The 17,345-nt window shown below is 65.1% G+C and carries 13 protein-coding genes and 1 pseudogene; 9 read left to right on the forward strand and 5 right to left on the reverse strand.

What is annotated here, in order from left to right:
* Positions 1–66: 66 nt before the first annotated feature.
* Positions 67–1,224 (reverse strand): glycosyltransferase family 2 protein, encoded by a 1,158-nt coding sequence (locus tag AB4Z47_RS13390; protein ID WP_441950759.1) that lies wholly within the window; start codon positions 1,222–1,224, stop codon positions 67–69.
* 564 nt (positions 1,225–1,788) lie between these two features.
* Between AB4Z47_RS13390 and AB4Z47_RS13395 the strand changes: the two genes are divergently transcribed.
* The 3 genes and pseudogenes from AB4Z47_RS13395 (at position 1,789) to AB4Z47_RS13405 (ending at position 5,399) form a co-directional block, all read left to right on the forward strand.
* Entirely contained in the window at positions 1,789–3,351 is a 1,563-nt protein-coding gene (locus AB4Z47_RS13395) for an FAD-dependent monooxygenase (RefSeq protein ID WP_441950761.1), read from the forward strand.
* A gap of 144 nt (positions 3,352–3,495) precedes the next feature.
* Positions 3,496–4,200, forward strand: a complete 705-nt coding sequence (locus AB4Z47_RS13400; protein ID WP_441950763.1) for a CatB-related O-acetyltransferase — start codon at positions 3,496–3,498, stop codon at positions 4,198–4,200.
* Positions 4,201–4,221: 21 nt separating this feature from the next.
* A pseudogene (locus AB4Z47_RS13405) lies at positions 4,222–5,399 on the forward strand (macrolide family glycosyltransferase).
* 84 nt (positions 5,400–5,483) lie between these two features.
* Here AB4Z47_RS13405 and AB4Z47_RS13410 read toward each other — a convergent pair.
* Together AB4Z47_RS13410 and AB4Z47_RS13415 are read right to left on the reverse strand one after the other, a co-directional pair.
* Positions 5,484–6,704 (reverse strand): NADH:flavin oxidoreductase, encoded by a 1,221-nt coding sequence (locus AB4Z47_RS13410; protein ID WP_441950764.1) that lies wholly within the window; start codon positions 6,702–6,704, stop codon positions 5,484–5,486.
* Positions 6,701–7,279, reverse strand: coding sequence for a TetR/AcrR family transcriptional regulator (locus AB4Z47_RS13415; protein ID WP_441950766.1), 579 nt, complete (start codon positions 7,277–7,279; stop codon positions 6,701–6,703). Before AB4Z47_RS13415 ends, AB4Z47_RS13410 begins: the two co-directional genes overlap by 4 nt.
* 758 nt (positions 7,280–8,037) lie before the next feature.
* Between AB4Z47_RS13415 and AB4Z47_RS13420 the strand changes: the two genes are divergently transcribed.
* Genes AB4Z47_RS13420 through AB4Z47_RS13430 form a run of 3 tightly spaced genes read left to right on the forward strand, consistent with a single transcriptional unit; the run spans position 8,038 to position 12,811 of the window.
* Entirely contained in the window at positions 8,038–10,725 is a 2,688-nt protein-coding gene (locus AB4Z47_RS13420; RefSeq protein WP_441950768.1) for an ABC transporter permease subunit, read from the forward strand.
* Positions 10,722–11,501, forward strand: a complete 780-nt coding sequence (locus tag AB4Z47_RS13425; RefSeq protein ID WP_441950770.1) for an ABC transporter ATP-binding protein — start codon at positions 10,722–10,724, stop codon at positions 11,499–11,501. The genes AB4Z47_RS13420 and AB4Z47_RS13425 overlap by 4 nt, the downstream gene beginning before the upstream one ends.
* A gap of 38 nt (positions 11,502–11,539) precedes the next feature.
* The gene (locus AB4Z47_RS13430; protein ID WP_441950771.1) at positions 11,540–12,811 is read left to right on the forward strand and encodes an ABC transporter substrate-binding protein; all 1,272 of its coding nucleotides are present in this window, start codon (positions 11,540–11,542) and stop codon (positions 12,809–12,811) included.
* A gap of 91 nt (positions 12,812–12,902) precedes the next feature.
* Here AB4Z47_RS13430 and AB4Z47_RS13435 read toward each other — a convergent pair whose 3' ends face one another.
* Positions 12,903–13,613: an SDR family NAD(P)-dependent oxidoreductase gene (locus tag AB4Z47_RS13435; protein ID WP_441950772.1), complete on the reverse strand. Its 711-nt coding sequence runs from the start codon at positions 13,611–13,613 to the stop codon at positions 12,903–12,905.
* Positions 13,614–13,709: 96 nt separating this feature from the next.
* Between AB4Z47_RS13435 and AB4Z47_RS13440 the strand changes: the two genes are divergently transcribed.
* Positions 13,710–14,405 carry a TetR/AcrR family transcriptional regulator gene (locus AB4Z47_RS13440; protein WP_441950774.1) on the forward strand — a complete coding sequence of 232 codons (696 nt, stop codon included), beginning with the start codon at positions 13,710–13,712 and terminating at the stop codon, positions 14,403–14,405.
* Positions 14,406–15,057: 652 nt separating this feature from the next.
* On the opposite strand, the gene AB4Z47_RS13445 is transcribed toward AB4Z47_RS13440, so the two are convergent.
* Positions 15,058–15,792 (reverse strand): carboxymuconolactone decarboxylase family protein, encoded by a 735-nt coding sequence (locus tag AB4Z47_RS13445; protein WP_441950776.1) that lies wholly within the window; start codon positions 15,790–15,792, stop codon positions 15,058–15,060.
* Positions 15,793–15,881: 89 nt separating this feature from the next.
* Here AB4Z47_RS13445 and AB4Z47_RS13450 point away from each other — a divergent pair, with 89 nt between their 5' ends.
* The gene (locus AB4Z47_RS13450) at positions 15,882–16,508 is read left to right on the forward strand and encodes a TetR/AcrR family transcriptional regulator (RefSeq protein WP_441950777.1); all 627 of its coding nucleotides are present in this window, start codon (positions 15,882–15,884) and stop codon (positions 16,506–16,508) included.
* A 370-nt stretch (positions 16,509–16,878) separates the two neighbouring features.
* Positions 16,879–17,322 (forward strand): nitroreductase family deazaflavin-dependent oxidoreductase, encoded by a 444-nt coding sequence (locus AB4Z47_RS13455; protein ID WP_441950779.1) that lies wholly within the window; start codon positions 16,879–16,881, stop codon positions 17,320–17,322.
* Positions 17,323–17,345 lie beyond the last annotated feature (23 nt).

The raw sequence follows: 17,345 nt of genomic DNA on the forward strand, positions 1-17,345 counted from the left end.
TGGAGGCGCTGTAAGCATGCCGCCGAGACCGTACGGGATCGGCAGCAGTGCCTCGGATGGGACCGTTCACGAGACGGTCCGGACGTCGAGCAGACTTTCCCACGGTCGACTGGTGGCGATACTTCGCGAGATAACATCGAACTTCTCGTCGGCTGCCACGGGTTGCAATACCGGGTACGAAACCTGGATAGATTTATCCGATACTTCGATGACTTTCATTCGCTGATCCTGCAATCTGGCTCGAATCACTACTCCGGGCCGGTCGGAAGACAGCAGCAGGAGATTGTCGATGTTATCCGAATCCCGCGTCAGAATGAGCAACCCGAGATCAGGATCGCGAGCTGCGGCGGTCAACGATCCAGCATCACCGAGGCGGGCCTCTGCCATTGCGGCGGCGGCAAAGTCGAGCGTGACCGGTGCAGCCCGAGCCAAATACCGTCTTCCCATCCGACCCAGCAAGGCAAATTTGGTGACTCTCCGATATCGCGCCGTGCGGTTGTGCGCAGTGCCGCCGAGGAACTCGATCTCACCCAGAAACCGGTCGAGAACCTCGATATCGGCCACATCCCAGTCCAGACCACTGCTGTAGCTGGGGAATCCGGTCCGGTACACGTAGGTGTGATCCACGGGTTTGGCTACCTGTGCGCCTGCGTTCACCATCCGCAGCCACAGATCCCAGTCCTCCGCATAGGCGATGTTTCGGTCTCGATATCCGCCGACGTCCTCGTACAGGCGATGACTGTAGAGTGCACCCACCAGGACATAATTGCGCATCAGGAGCTGGTCGAGGTGCCCGACTCCCGGCAGTGGGCGCGTGTCGTGAGTCCGATCGACACACAACTTCAGGCCGCCATACCAATGCAGCGGCCGCGGACTGATCAATCCCGGTCGTTCCAGGTATGTCCGCCGCAGTGCGGCCAAGTGCCCAGGTGTCACGAAGTCATCCGCATCCAGCTGAGCCACCAGCTCGGTGTTCAGCACAGCGATCCCGGTCGCGCGAGCAGCTCCGATACCGCACTTGCGTTCGTGACGGATAACTTCGATCGGGAGCACGCCCCGCCAGCGACGAGCAACCGCATAGGTCGCATCCTGCGAACCGTCGTCGACGACGACAACCTCTTCAGCGGGCTGCGTTTGCATCGCGAGCGAATACAGCGCGCGGTCGAGACAGTCAGCCATGTTGTAAGCCGGAATGACCACACCGACGGTTGCTTGTTCAAGCACACCGCAATGGTGACACGACCTGACTTCAACAGAACGCAGGTTCGAAGGACTTCCTCGTCAGCACAGCCGCATGAGCCTCACGTCTTCAGTTCTGCACCGCGATCCACCGTGCCCGGCCGGGACGAGCCGTTCTCGGGGGTGGGAGAGCATATGCCAGAGATCCGGCGGTATGCCGATCAGCGAGCGATGTTGGAGTGTAAATGATTTCATGTCACGGCGGCCGATGGGGTGGCTACGGCCGGTTCGTGGCGTTGTCTCGGCAGGATCTGGAGCGCTACTTCTACCCGGGCGGGCGGCCCCGCCGCTGCGCGATCCCCACGCGCCCGACGACGAGCAACGCTGTGTAGTGGGTAGGTTGCTCGTCCCCGGTGGACGATATAGAGAAAGAGAATCCTTCCGTCTTCAACATATAGCGCACCCCCGGCCTTGCGGCAAGGCCCGGGTCATACCGCAGAATCTCTGGCCGAGGCCGGAACCGGCCGGAATGGGAGTAGTGAGATGCGTGCGGTGTCGACGACTGGGACGAGCGGGAACGCGACGAACGGCTTTGGGGGGAACGCAGTAGTGGACACCGACGTGATCATTGTGGGCGCGGGCCCGACCGGCTTGATGCTGGCCGCCGAGCTGCGCCTGTCCGGGGTGCGTCCGCTGGTGCTGGAGCGGCAGCCGCGGCCCCGGGACACCCCGAAGGCCGGTGGTCTCGGCGGGCAGATCCTCGAACTGTTGCGTTATCGAGGCTTGCTGGACCGGTTCGAAGCGGCCTGCACCGATCCGGTTCCGGCTCCGAGATTCCCGTTCGGCGGCGTGCATCTGGACTTCACCCATCTGACAGAGTCCCCGATGCACGCCTTGCCGCTGCCACAACAGAAGCTCGAGCGGCTGCTCGACGAACGGATCGGCGAACTCGGCGTCGACATTCGTCGCGGACATGAAGTGCTGGACGTAAGCCAGGACGCCTCCGCGGTCACTGCGGAGGTGCGCGGCCCGGACGGGCCGTACAAGATGACCGCCCGATATCTGGTGGGCTGCGACGGCGCGCGCAGCCGGGTTCGCGACATGGCCGACATCCTGTTCCCCGGGACCGTATATCCAGAGGTCAACCGGCTGGCCCAGATCACCGTGCCCGACTCGGTGACCCGGCTCGACAATGGCGACCTCGAGGTTCCCGGGTTCGGAACGATCCGTGGAGGTTTCACTCGAACAGACCATGGTCTGTTCGGGCTCGGCGGGTCGCTCGCTTCGGAGGTTTTATCCGTCTACACGACCGAGGACGAGACAGCCGAATACGATGACGATGCGCCGATGACCGTGACCGAGCTGAAGGCCAGCATCCGCCGCGTGCTCGGTGCGGACCTCCCCGTGGGGGAAACGCTTCGGTTGTCGCGCTTCACCTTCAAGGCTCGGCAGGCCGAACGATACCGCGACGGTCGGATTCTGCTCGCCGGTGATGCGGCCCACTTGTTCCCCGCCACGGGCGTGGCACTCAACGCCGGCATGCTCGATGCGGTGAATCTGGCCTGGAAGCTGGCCGCCGACGTCCACGGCTGGGCACCCGACGGCCTGCTGGACACCTATCACGACGAACGCCAGTTCGCCGGGGCGCGCACGATGCTGCATACCCGGGCTCAGGTGGCGCTGCGGCGCGGGCACGACCCTGCCGCCGAGGCGCTGCGGGCGGTTTTTCAGGAACTGATGACCGACGAACAGCCCTTGCAGCGCATGGCTGCCCTCATCGCCGGCGCCGACATCCGCTATCGACTGCCCAACCCCAACGACCACGCCTTGACCGGCACCTTCGCACCGGAGATCATCCTGCACACCGAGGAAGGCACTACCAGCGTCGCCGAACTCATGCACACCGCACGACCCATCCTCCTCGACCTCGCTGACCGCGCGGACCTCCGCGATGCCGCCCGAGACTGGCAGCACCGCATCGACATCTGCACCGCCAAGACCGACAGCAGGCAAGCCGACGCCCTCCTGATCCGCCCGGACGCTCATATCGCTTGGGCCGCAACGATCGACGAATCCGCCGAAACCGCCGCGCCCGGCCTACGGGCAGCGCTGTCGTCCTGGTTCGGCGCACCGATAGAAACAGCAGCGCCGACCAGCGACCAAGGTTCCTGACCGGCCGGGCGGCATCGAGCGAACTCGGCAATCGCCACGGCGCGGCAACTGCTTGCGGCGAATGAGAGAACAAATAAGGTCGGCCCGCTTCTTCGGGCCGCCGGTTGCCGAAGCCCAATTGTCCACGAACCGAAGGAATGTCCCATGCCCACCGGTCCTACATTCGTTCCCGCGGACCCGACCGCGCTCCACCCCATGCCCGACCAGCCGCGGGTGGTGTTGCTGAAACCCCTGGTCACCTCGCCCCTGATCGAGGTCGGGGAGTTCTCCTATTACGACGACCCGGACGATCCGACCGCCTTCGAAACCCGCAACGTGCTGTACCACTACGGACCGGAAAAGCTGATCATCGGTAAATTCTGTGCGCTGGGCACGGGGGTGAAGTTCATCATGAACGGCGCCAATCACCGCATGGACGGACCTTCGACCTTCCCGTTCCCCACCATGGGGGGCTCATGGTCGCAACATTTCGACCTGCTCACCGGCCTGCCCAACCGGGGCGACACCATCGTCGGCAACGACGTCTGGTTCGGCCACGGCGCGACGGTGCTGCCCGGCGTCCGGATCGGCCACGGCGCGATCATCGGCTCCGGCGCCGTGGTCACCAGCGACGTACCCGACTACGGCATCGTCGGCGGCAACCCGGCTCGCCTCATCCGCACCCGCTACAACGACGAGGACATCGCCCGACTGCTGGCGGTGGCCTGGTGGAACTGGCCGCTGGAGCACATCACCGAGCACGTCCGGACGATCATGTCCGGCAGCATCGCCGACCTCGAAACCGCCGCCCGAACACCATGTGACGCGCGCATAGCCGTCAGCGAAGAGCGCTGTCCTCCTTCGCCGTAGACCTGAAAGGAGTGATCACCCATGCCCCGTCGCCCTGCCCATATCGCGATGATCGGCATCCCCATCGTCAGCCACGTCCTGCCGAGCCTCGAGCTCATCCGCGAGCTCGTGGCCCGAGGTCATCGTGTGAGCTACGCCAACGACCCGGCCGTCGCCGACCTGATCACCGCCACCGGCGCCGAATTCGTCTCGTGCACCTCCGTGTTGCCGGTCACCGACAACAACTGGCCCCACGATTCCGTCGCCGTGCAGAACCTCTTCCTGGACAACGCTGTTCAGGCACTCCCGCAGTTGCGCGCCGGCTACGACGACGACCGTGCGGACCTCTACCTGTACGACATCGGCGCCTACGCCGCGCGCGCGCCCTCGCCGAAACACAGGACCGCGCCCTCCTACAACTATCTCCAACGTTCGTGGCCTGGAAGGGCTACGACCAGGACGTCGCCGCACACCTGCGGGGACTGCCGGGCGCCGATGCCTACCGGGCGAGATTCGCGCAATGGCTCGGCGACTGCGGCGCGTCCACCACCGACGTGGACGCGTTCTCCGGCCTGCCCGACCGCGCGCTGGCACTGATCCCCCGAGCGATGCAACCGCACGTCGACCAAATCGACACCGACGCAGTGACATTCGTCGGCCCGTGCTTCGCAACGCGTACGGTTGAGGAGAATTGGGGCCGTCCGACCGACACAGCGCATGTCCTGTTGATCTCCCTGGGTTCGGCGTACACCCGCCAGCCGGAGTTCTACCGCCAATGTCTGGCGGCCTTCGGCGACCTGCCAGGCTGGCACGTAGTCCTCCAGATCGGCAAACACACCGACCCACAGGAACTCGGCGATATACCACCCAACGTCGAAGTGCACCCCTGGATCCCCCAGCGGGCGATCCTGGCACAGGCGGACGCCTTCATCACCCATGCCGGCATGGGCGGCTGCGGCGAAGGACTGCGAGCAGGTGTGCCGATGATCGCCGTGCCACAAGCCGCCGAACAGTTCGTCAACGCCGACCGGCTCGTCGAACTGGGCGTGGCCCGCCGCATCGACACCCAGGACGCCACCATCCAAAACCTGCGAACAGCCCTACACGACCTCGTCACCGACGCCCAGGTCACTCGCCGCGCGGCACAACTACGCGCCGACGCGCTAGCCGAAGGCGGCACCATACGAGCCGCCGACCTCGTCGAGAACATGCTGGGCTGAGCTTTCACCCGCCGCAGACCCGTGGTCCGCCCCATCCCGCGGGCACCGGCGCGGACCAGTGCAACCTTGCCTGCCACGCGCCGCTCATGCCCGCACTTCCTTTCCGTCGTCCGCGGAGCCGACCCCGACCGAATCGGGTCGCTGATCGAGCCGGAACACACAGCGGGTGCGGGTGTATATCGTGGGCATGCACTCGTTGCAATGGACACAAGCCGACCGCGTCGCCGCATCGGATTGAATGCGGCGCAACAGGTTCGGCTCTCGCAGTAACGCCCGTCCCATGGCTACGAAGTCGAATCCCTCCGCCATGGCCAGACGCATCGTGTCGAGCTCGGTGATGCCACCCAACAGGACCAGCGGCATCGACAGCTCGCGACGAAAATGGCGCGCCCGCTCGAGCAAGTACGCCTCCCGATACGGATACTCCTTCAAAAATGCTCGGCCGACGAGCCGGAAGCCCCAACGCGCTGGAACCGGGAGGACTTTCGCGAACTCACGCCGGGGAGCGTCACCGTGGAACAACAGCATCGGGTTGAGCAGCGAACTTCCCGCGGTCAACTCGAGGGCGTCGAGCGCGCCGTCGGCCTCCAGAGCCGCGGCGACGTGCAGCGACTCCGGCACAGTCAGCCCACCCGGAACGCCGTCCTCCATGTTCAGCTTCGCTGTGACCGCGAGCCGATCCCCGGCGGCTTCTCGTACAGCGCACGCGATCTCGCGCGCCAGCCTGGCTCGATTGGCTATCGAGCCACCGTACTGGTCCTCGCGCCGGTTCAGCCGTGGGCTCAGGAACGAACTCACCAGGTAGTTGTGCCCGAAGTGGATTTCCACTGCGTCGAAACCGGCCTCGATCGCCAGCCGTGCGGCGGCGGCATGGGCTGTGATGATCTCGCGGATCTCGGCCACATCGGGAACCTTCATCAGGCGCATACCGAGCGGGCTGAACATCCGGCTCGGCGCCATGGCGGGAGCGCGGTTGGACGCCGCGTTGGCCACCGGGCCGGCGTGCCCTATCTGCGCACTCGCCGCCGCGCCCTCGGCGTGCACGGCATCGGTCAATCGCCGAAGTCCGGGCACCGCTTCCGGTCGCATCCAGATCTGGCGCCGGTCGGTGCGACCGCCCGGGGCGACGGCGCAGTACGCGACCGTCGTCATGCCCACTCCCCCTGCGGCCGTCTCCCGATGAAACTCGATAAGCTCATCAGTGACCATCGCGTCCGGTGTGCGGCCCTCGAACGTCGCTGCTTTGATCACCCTGTTGCGCAAGGTGATCGGCCCGAGTGCGGCTGGTGCGAAAACCTCGTTCATCTGTTTCCTTCCACCGGAACGGTCAGTCCCGCCACGACAAAGTCACGGAGGGTGCTCACCGCTTGCGGCGACATGCCGCGTTCATCTGTTCCTGCCCCGCCGAACCGCATGATGATCAGATCGAATGCGAGCATCCAGCGGCGACGGCTCTCCTGTTCGCTCAGTTCCGGCAGCAGACCAACCCAGGAGTCGATTCGGAACCACGGTTGGTGCCAGGACGTGACGTGCCGCCCGAGTACGTATCGAGCCAGCAAGCGCAGATGCAGTCGGCCCATCGGATCGGCGGCCAGCTGGACAAACGGCTCGATCACCGCCTCGACAACCGCCGACACCGAGCCGTGCCGGGCAGTTACAGCGGCCAGCCGGGTTGCCCACAACGGACCGAGCCGGTCCTCCAGCAATGCTGCCATCAGAGCCTCCTTCGACCCGAAGTGGTAATGCACCGCAGCGGGATTCGCGCCCGCCTCAGCGCAGATCCCGCGCACCGACACGTCGTCGTAGCGCTCGGTCGACAACAGTCGTTCGGCAGCGGCAAGCAGACGTTCGCGTGTAGCCGCGGACACCTTCTCGGTCATACCGATAGTCAAGCATGACTAAAGCAATGTTTCAATCGTTGATTGAATTCGAGACCGGCGGCGGAGGACTTGTCCTCGGCCACACAGCGAGCAACTGCAACCGCCGACCGGATCGGCATCGGCGAAACACCGCCTGCGCAGCAGGGCTGTAGCGCAGGCAGCGCGCCCTGATTCGCGTCTGCTCGACCGCCAGCACAACGACATGCGTTTCATCACGAACTCCGCGATACCGCCGGATGACATCGGCCGCGAGCGCGACATCCGCATGATCAAGCTCCGGCGGAAAGTCTCCGGCTGCCCTTGCACTCTCACCGGCGCACAACAGTTCTGCACCATCCGCAGCTACTTGTCGACCGCAGCCAAGCACGGCAAACACGCCTTCGAACCCCTCGTCATGCTTGCCGAGCGACGACCATGGCCGCCCGCAGAACCAGCTGACCAGTTACGTTTTTGTGCTGTCGAATTCTGTTGCGAGGCAGGAACTGCAGGATCGTGTGGTGTGGGGTGCGTCAACGATCGACACTGTCCTGGCACGTGCTCGTCCGGTGCGTGTGTGACCGGTTCATCGCCCCTTTGGAGACAGCATGATCGAGTCTTCGGCCCAGCCGCCCACCGATAGCTCCCTTTATACCAAAGAGGACTGACGCTCTTTCCGCGTAGGTGGTCGTTCGATCAAAGGCCGACCTGCCAGGCAGATCCGCGCCGACGCTTCCTCCAGGTCGCGAACCGTCGGCGATCGGCGAAAATTGGAGTAAATCGTGGCAAATCTGTTGCCGTTCTTGATCGCGGGAATTGTATCCGGTTCGGTATATGGACTGGCCGCAGTGGGTTTGGTGCTCACCTACAAGACGTCGGGAGTGTTCAACTTCGCCCACGGCGCCATGGCCACGGTATCGGCGTACGCGTTCTACACGTTGCACGTCATCGATGGTGTTGCATGGCAGCTGGCCGTGGCGATTTGTGTACTCGGCATCGGTCCGGCCATGGGCCTGGCGCTGGAGTTGATGGCCCGTGTCGTCGACCGGGCGACTTTGGAACTGCGGATCGCCGCCACGGTCGGTATCCTGCTGGTCGTCGAGGCGGGGGCGAGTCTGTACTTCGGGCAGACGACGACGCGCATCGTTCCGATCTTCCTGCCGCAGGGTGGATTCGCTGCCTTCGGGGTGCGGGTGCAGTGGTCGGATGTGGCCACGTTCCTTGTCGCGGTACTTGCGACGGCCGCGTTGTCGGCCGCGTTGCGATTCACCCGACGCGGCGTCGCGATGCGCGCGGTCGTCGAGAATGCGGCGTTGCTGGATCTGGCCGGTACCAGCCCAGTGAGTACACGACGATGGGCCTGGTGTGTCGGCACTGGTTTGGCGTCACTGTCCGGGGTGCTGTTCGCGCCGTTGATTCCGCTCGATCCCGTGCAGTTGACCTTACTGGTCGTCCAGGCGTTCGGAGCTGCGGCCATCGGTCGATTCACCAGTCTGCCATGGAGTTTCGGCGGTGGACTGCTCATCGGAGTTCTCGCCGCACTGGCTACCCACTACTTCACCACAGGTCTTGCCGCGGGAGTTCCTGCCGCATTGCCGTTCTTGGCGTTGTTCCTCGTATTGCTGGTCATGCCCCGTCGCTACCTGATGGACCGAGACCGGTCGGTCCAGCCGATCCGATCCGGCTGGACTGCACCGCCCGCACTGCAATCCGTTGGCGGGGCTGTGGTGTTGGCAGTGCTCGCGGTGGTGCCGTCGTTTGCGGGCATCCATTTGACGGACTGGACCGTGGCGCTGGCGATGACACTCGTCTTTCTGTCGCTCGGGCTGCTGGTCCGCACGTCTGGTCAAGTCTCGCTGTGCCACATGGCCTTCACCGCGATCGGCGTTTGCGCGTTCTCGCATCTCGCTGTCGATTGGCGGTTGCCGTGGCCGCTCGCACTCATCGGCTGTGGACTGGTGGTCGTGCCGATCGGAGCGGTGCTGTCGGTTCCGGCCATTCGACTCAGCGGCCTCTATCTGGCATTGGCGACCTTCGGATTCGGCGTCGTACTACAGGTGATGTTCTACAGCCAGGACTACATGTTCGGCACCAGCGGGCTGGGCCTGAAAATGCCGCGGCCCAGCATATTCGGACTCGACTCCGACCCCGCCTTCTACCGTCTCGTGCTGGCGCTGGCCACGATGGCCACCCTGATGGTGGTGGCGTTGGACAAGAGCAGGCTCGGGCGATTGCTCCGCGGCCTGGCAGAATCGCCGACCGCGCTGCGGACGAACGGCGTCACGATCGACATCACGCGCGTTCTCGTCTTCTGCGTCTCGGCATTTCTCGCTGCGCTCGGCGGTGCACTCGCCGGAATGGCCCAGACCACCGCCGCGGCAGACAACTACCAGCCGCTGCTGTCGGTCACCTATTTCGCGGTCATCGTCATCATGGTGGGCCGCGAGCCGTGGTACTCGCTGCTGGCCGCGGCGGCGCTCATCCTGGTGCCGTCCTATATCGCGACCGCCGATATGTCGCTGCGGCTCCAGGTCCTTTTCGGCATCCTGGCGGTGCTGCGTGCCGCCACCGCGAGCCGCCTCGAGGTTCCCACCCCGATCCGGACCTGGCTGGACCGTACGTTCCGCCGTAACCGCTCGTCGGCGGTGCTTGCGGCGGAACAGCCCACCAGGTTGTCCCCGACCGTGCTGGATGTCCGAGACCTTTCGGTTCGATTCGGCGGCGTAGTGGCGGTCGAGAACTTTTCGTTCGACGCGCCCGCCGGGCGGATCACCGGACTCATCGGTCCCAACGGGGCGGGAAAGACCACCACGTTCGACGCCTGCACCGGTCTGGTCAAGGCCCACGCGGGCGTGGTGCGACTGCAAGACCGGGTGATCAGCCGGGCATCGACTCCACGCCGGGCGCGACTGGGCCTCGGGCGAACCTTCCAGAAGACAGAACTGTTCGATTCCCTTACCGTCGCCGAAAACGTCGCGTTGGGAGCGGAAGGTCCGCTCGCCGGGGCGAATCCGCTCAGCCACCTCATCGCGACGCGCGGACAGTCCCGGCGGGTGCGCACCGCAATGGCCTCCGCTATGGCGTTGTGTGGCATCGAATCCATCGCGCACACCCGCGTCGGCGCGCTCTCCACCGGGCAGCGAAGACTGGTCGAACTCGCTCGTTGTCTTGCCGGGCCGTATCGGATCCTGTTGCTCGACGAGCCGAGTTCGGGCCTCGATCGTTCAGAGACCGCACGTTTCGGTCAGATCCTGCGGCATGTCGTCGCCGAACGAGGCGTCGGAATCGTCCTGGTCGAGCACGACATGTCGCTGGTGCTCGATATCTGTGCGGAGATCATCGTCCTCGACTTCGGCCGCCTGATATTCCGGGGCACGCCCACGCAGGTCAGGGCCTCGGAGATGGTGCAGCGCGCATACCTCGGCGAGCCGGTCACCGTTGAGTACCGGCTGGAGGAACCCGTAGCATGACCAGCACCGACTCAGCACTTGAATTGCGCTCGATCACCGCGGGCTACGGTTCCACGATCGTGCTCCACAACGTCGACCTCACGGTTCCACCTCGGTCGGTCGTCGCGCTACTCGGGCCGAACGGTGCGGGAAAAACAACGCTGCTGCGAGTGGCCTCCGGACTGCTGCGTGCGCGATCGGGCACGGTGGCGATAGGCGGCGCCGAGCTGACTCGCGCCCGCCCCGCGCGCCGTGCCCGCGCCGGTCTGTGCCTGATCCCCGAGGGCCGAGGGGTGTTCACGGACTTGACGGTCCGGGAGAACTTGCGCCTGCTGACGCCACCGTGGCGACGCCACCGCGGCGTCGATGACGCGCTCGATGTCTTCCCTGCGCTGCGGACCAGGCTCGACCAGCGGGCAGGTTCCCTGTCCGGCGGGCAGCAGCAGATGTTGGCACTGGGACGTGCCTGGCTGGCCGATCCGGCGGTTGTCCTGCTCGATGAAGTGTCCATGGGCCTGGCACCGCTGGTCGTGGACGAGATCTTCGCCGCGCTAGGCGAATTGCGTGCCGCCGGTGCGGCGATTCTGCTGGTCGAGCAGTACGTCGACCACGCACTGACGATGGCCGAACACGTGGTGTTGCTCAGCCGCGGCACGGTCACGTTCGCCGGCCCCGCCGCGGATATCGACCGAGATGCCGTGCTGGAGAACTATCTCGGCATCGACAGCGGACACACAGACTTGCCGGCATCGCCGGCGGGACACCCACCCGGAACCCTTGCCGGGCCGTGGGCGTAGCGAATTCGAAGTTCGGCATCCGCATAGGAGTGGAGCTAATGAAGAAGACAAGGTTTCTGTGGTGGGTCGCGCCGATGCTGGCGGCAGCGCTCGCGCTCACGTCGTGTTCCGCCGACTCGGCAAACAGCGGGTCCGAATCCATTGGCCCGGCGAAGGTTTCCGATGGCGGGCTGACGGGCGATCCGATCCTCATCGGATCGATTTGCAGTTGCACCGGCCCCGCCGCTGGATCGGTGGGACGCGCCACCGATGTGCTGCAGGCGTGGGCATCGTCGGTCAACGACCGTGGCGGGGTCAATGGGCACCCGGTCAAGGTCGTCTCCTACGACGACGGGCAGAACCCGACGACGGCGCTGGCCGTCGCAAAGAAACTGGTCGAACAGGACAAGGTGGTCGCCATCGTCGGCCAAACCAGCCTGGTCAGTTCGAGTTGGCAATCCTATGTCGACAGCAAGGGCATTCCGGTCATCGGCGGACAGCCAGTCGATGCCCCATTCATCACCGATCCGAACTTCTTCGCCTCCGGCACCACGCTGCCGGTGCTGATGCTGGGCGAGGTGGCCCAGGCCAAGCAGGCGGGCGCGAAGACCCTCGGCGTCTACTATTGTGCCGAGATCCCGGTATGCGAGCAACTTCCGAAGATGCTCGAGCCGATGGCCAAACAAGCCGGACTGGGATTCGCGGCAGAGAAGGTCGCGATAGCCGCGCCGAACTACATCGCTCCCTGCCTGGCATTCAAGGAAAAGGGTGTCGACGCCGTATTCCCCGGCGTCTCGGTCGAGGCGATTTCGCGCATCGCGGCGTCGTGTGCGCAACAAGGATATAAGCCGATTCAGGCCCCCACCGGCGCGAGCCTCCAGAAGGCGTGGGCCACGGACCCGAACTTCGAGGGCAGCATCTTCGCAGGTGCCAACGCGCTGTACACCGACGACGCGAATCCGGCCATCAAGAACTTCAGCGAGGCCCTCGACAAATACGTTCCCGGCCTTCGGGACAGTGCGGACCTCAGCGCTCCGCTGCTGTGGCCGTGGGCAGGCGGCCAGCTGTTTCTGGCAGCAGCAAAAGCGGCCAACCTCACCCCGTCCTCGACGAGCGCGGACGTGATCAAAGGCCTGCACGCACTGCGAGAAGAGACCCTCGACGGCCTCGCTCCCCCGCTGACCTTCCCGGAAGGCAGACCAGCGTTCCCGCTGTGCTACTTCACCGGAAGCACCAAGGGCGGCACGTACCACTCCGACAACGGCGGCAAGCCGACGTGTATCGACCAGGACACCGCCGCCGCGCTGATGAAGGCGCTGACACCGGCGTGACGGTTCGGGCCCGACCAGGTGCCGACTGGTCGGGCCGGAACCTTTCTCTCGGATGCGCCGCGGCAAAGAACGGCTGCGGCGCACCAAGCGATCAACGAGGGGCGACCCAAGCAGGCCACGAAGTGTCAGTCCGGAACACGCGCTCGGCCTCGTCGCGGTGGGTGGTGTGCAGTTCCCAGTAGACGGGGGAGATCTCCTCGGGCTGGGCCACCGGCGCGCCGGGGAGGAAGGAGGCGCCGATCGCCACGTCGATGCCGACGTGAGCGGCCTGGATGCCGGCGTCGGCCAGTTCCTTGTGTAGGTTCATCGCCCAGTTGCGCAGCGCCGCGGCGGCGGCGTTGACGTTGGCGACCCGCGGGTCGGGGTCGATCGAGCCGGCGCCGGTGGTGTAGAGCAGGGTGCCCGCACCAGCCTCGCGCATCGCAGGCAACACCGCCTTGGTGGCAGCGATCGCCCCGTAGAGCTGGAACTCCATCGCGCCCTGCACATGAGACGGTTCAGTCTCGGCCGGAAGAGTCAGAACGGTGGATTCGAATGTCCCCACCGGGGAGTACTCCAGAACGTCGATCCCGCCGAACTGGGTAGCGGCATCCTCGAGCGCCTGGGTCAGCGCCTCATGGTCGAGCACGTCCGCGGGGAATGCGGCGGCGGTGATGCCCTCGACGGTGAGCTGGCCGACGAGGTCGTCCAGCTTGGTCCGGTTGCGGGCGATCAGGGCGACGTCGAGGCCGTGGAAGCCGAAGGTGCGGGCGATGGCCAGGCCCAACTGGGGGCCGGCTCCGACAATGGCGATGCTGGTCACAGCAATCCTTTCATAAAATGGAACGGCCTTCCCGTTTTCATGTCGCCAGCGTAGCAAACAAACCGGGAAAGGCGGTCCAGTTAGTAGAGTGCAGGTATGACGCCGGCCGCACCTTCCACTGAAGGCCCCGATCAGCAGCCCGAAATCGCCCTGCGAGCAGATGCTGAGCGCAACCGCGAGCGCATCATGAGGGCCGCCCGCCGCTTGTACGCCAGCGAGGGCCTAGGAGTATCCATGGCGTCGGTCGCCCGTGAGGCCGGAGTCGGCAAGGCCACCCTTTCCCGCCGCTTCGCCACCCGCGAGGACCTCATCAACGCCGTCTTCGCCGACCGCATGAACGGCTACGCCACCGCCACCACCGCGGCACTCGCCGACCCCGATCCCTGGCACGGTTTCACCCGCTACATTGAAGCCGTCTGTGGGATGCAGGCCGCTGACCGCGGCTTCGCCGACGTCCTGGCCATGACTTTCCCCGCCGCCGAGACCCTGGAAACCCGGCGCGCCGAGGCCCACAACGGCTTCCTGAGACTCATCGCCCGCGCAAAGGCCACCGGTCACCTACGGGCCGACTTCACCTCCGAAGACCTCGTCATCCTGCTCATGGCCAATGCCGGCGTCATCGCAGCCACCGGCGACACCGCGCCGGACAGCTGGCGCCGACTTGTCGGACATATGCTCCGCGCCTTCGCCTCCCCCGAGGCCTCCATCCCACCGATGCCGGAAGCACCCACATCTGCCGCCCTTTACCAGGCAATGACGCGCTTCCGGCAGCCCTCCTCCGACGAGCCCTGATGGATGTGGTGTCCCCGGCCTTGTAAGCGCTGATCGACAAGGTCGCCACAAGAACGGCGCAGGTCACTCACCCGACGCGGACTTTGGCGCAGAACAGGTGTCGGCGTTGTCCGCGGCCGGGTTGGCAGTCGGCGCGTTGATCGCGGTGTCAAGGGGGCCATGGGTCGAATTCCGCCGCGAGTGGCCGGTCATGAGCTCGTTGTCGAGTCGATGCTTGTGGTACCTGCGAATCCGACCGAGCCTGCACTACCTTTTTGCTCGGGGTCCTGGGGACCATCAGGCGATCCGCACGGGGGCAGCTTCTTGTTTTCGGCGCGGGCAGTCTCCGGCACCGGCGGCTGGCACAGCCCCGCCGAGTGCAGACTTCACTGGGTAAACCCCCACACACAGAACAGTCCCCGGTAGTCTCCATCGAATCCATGAGCCTCAGTCGTCGCTGACAACTCCGGTATTCGATTGGCTTGCCGGGGGCCTAGCCAGATCCTGGGAAAGTTCATCGTTGTCGACAGACGTCTCCGCCGACAATGTGGCTCTCTCCCGGTGTTCCGGTGTAATGACTAGTTTCCTCCAGATTCGTCTCCAGTCAATACCTGCGCACCCGTGAATACGGCTTATTCTACGGCTCGTAGCCGCCGGGTCGGGCCAGCCGCGGTCAGTCGTTCCAGCCGGCCTCTGCGGCGTGGGTGTGCAACGCCTGCCATGCGTGCCACACCCGGGTCGCGCCGAACTGGGCGTTGTAGCGAAGCACAGCGCGCACGTCGTCGAGGGTCGCACCGGCGCGGAAGGCCCGCTCGATGTGGATCCGGAACGTTTCACGCAGCGTCTGGTAATGCACGTCGATACTCATAGTCGTGAATGCGCGCTCGCGCACGGTCAGCGTGCCAGGCCCGGACGGCAGGCGCATCCGGGACTGCATGTCGAAGTACTCGGTGAAGTGCGCGTCCAGTTCATTCAAGGTCGTACGGACCTGGTCGGGCAGGGGGCTGGGCGGACCGTCCGGCGCGGTGGACAGCAATTCGTCGGGAAGCGCCTCGGCACCCGGCCGCGGCAGGCCGAGCGCCGCCTCGATCTCGGCGAGCCGCTCGAACGCGGCCAGCGCGGCGTGGTAACCGCTGTCGTAGGAAATAAGACGCAGTAGGGCGCGAATGTCCGCGGTGGACACACCCTGCTTCAGGCCGGCGCGGACGTGTAGCTCGAAGGGCAACCCGAGGCACTGCTGGCAGACGTCCGCGGTCACCTGTAGGAACACCTTCTCCCTCTCGGTCAATTCAGGAACTGCATCGGCGTGCCCTGCGGTGGCGACGCCCATCTGGGCGAACACGGGATCCAGCGCGGCGAGATCGGGGTCGGCGGTGGCAGCCGGGGGAATGTTGCTCGTGACGGTCACGGCGAGAACTCCTATCAATGGACAGCGTTAGCGCTACAGCTGTAGCGCAATAAATGTAGCGCTAAGTCTGTCCAGTTACAATGCGGACCATGGACGAGATACCGGCTCGCACCGCCACGCGCCGCCGACCCAATGCTCGCGGCCAGGGTGACCTGCTGCGTACGGAGATCGTGACGGCCGCCGTGCAGATGCTCGACGACCTCGCCGACGATCAGGCGTTGTCCCTGCGTGCTGTCGCACGCGCGGTCGAGATCGCCGCCACCTCGGTGTATCTACACTTCCCCGACCGGGACTCGCTGGTTCTTGCAGCGATGCAACGCTGCCACGAGGAGTTGGTGCGACTCGGCGACGAGGCCGACGCCGCCGAACCGGACCCAGGTGCCGGGCTGCGTGCACGCATCCTGGCACAGGCCCGCTGGGCCGAGAGCCACCCAGGGCTTTACAAGGTGTTGCACGAGAGCATGGTCCACCGCCGACTCGGAATGCCGTTCAAAGAAGTGATGGTCCAGCGCACGATCGAGTCCGTACAGCGGTGCATGGACACCGGTGTCGCTCCAGCCGACGATGCGACCACCGTCGCGATCGACCTTCGCACCGCCGTCAACGGGATGCTCTCGCAGCGCATCAACGAGCCCGATCTGCCGTGGCCCCCCGCCGTGGAACAGCTCGACCGCTTCCTCACCAAACTCGTCGGCATCGACCACCCCGCCACATGAGACCACGCATCCTGACAGTCCGGACCGACTTGCCGCAAGAGCGCCGCTCCCAGTCCGAGTGTTTGTTATCCGAGTTGAGCGCCCGGTTGTCATCGTGGCCATCCGGCGTGTGGCCATTGCTACAGAACCGGACACACCGGCAGTCATGATCACGCATGCGCCGTCGCTGCCACGGTAGTGCCGGGAGACACATTCCGCGCCGCGGCTGACGATTCGTACGTCCAACCGTACCGAATCCCTTGCACGCCAACCTCCGACCTGGTTCACCCTCCGTACGGGCGCCGGAAGTACCCGACCGCCACTGAATACTGTTCCAGTACTATACGATTTACGTAGAGTATGAGATACATAGTTTTAAGGAGAGGGATTCGTGAACGCGGACAGCTACCGCAGGGTGGTCAATATCTTCGGCAAGGTCGTAGTCGGCTTGCAGCGCAGCGGCATCGCCTTCGGGCCGATGCAGCTACTCACCGTCAGGGGTCGACGCAGCGGACAGTTGCGCACCTTCCCGATCGCAGTGAATGAACTGAACGGTGGCCGATACATCTTCCAGGCCTATCCGAAGGCGGCCTGGGTGGCGAATGTTCGAGCGGAAGGCTCGGTCACGCTGACACGGGGCCGAAAGTCTTCGAAGGCCCGCCTGGTCGAAGTCCCTGTGGACGAACGCGGTTCACTGCTCCGTGAATTGGTGACAACAAGCCCGGCGAGTGTCGGCAACCGCTTCGTGACCACAGGCCTTGCCGATGCGCCCACGCCAGACGGCGTAGCCGCCGCAGCACAGCGAATCGCAGTATTCCGCGTAGAGCCAGCCTGATCACAAAAGGTCGATCAAGCCGT

This window comes from Nocardia sp. 2TAF39 (genome assembly GCF_052114905.1).
GTDB lineage: Bacteria > Actinomycetota > Actinomycetes > Mycobacteriales > Mycobacteriaceae > Nocardia.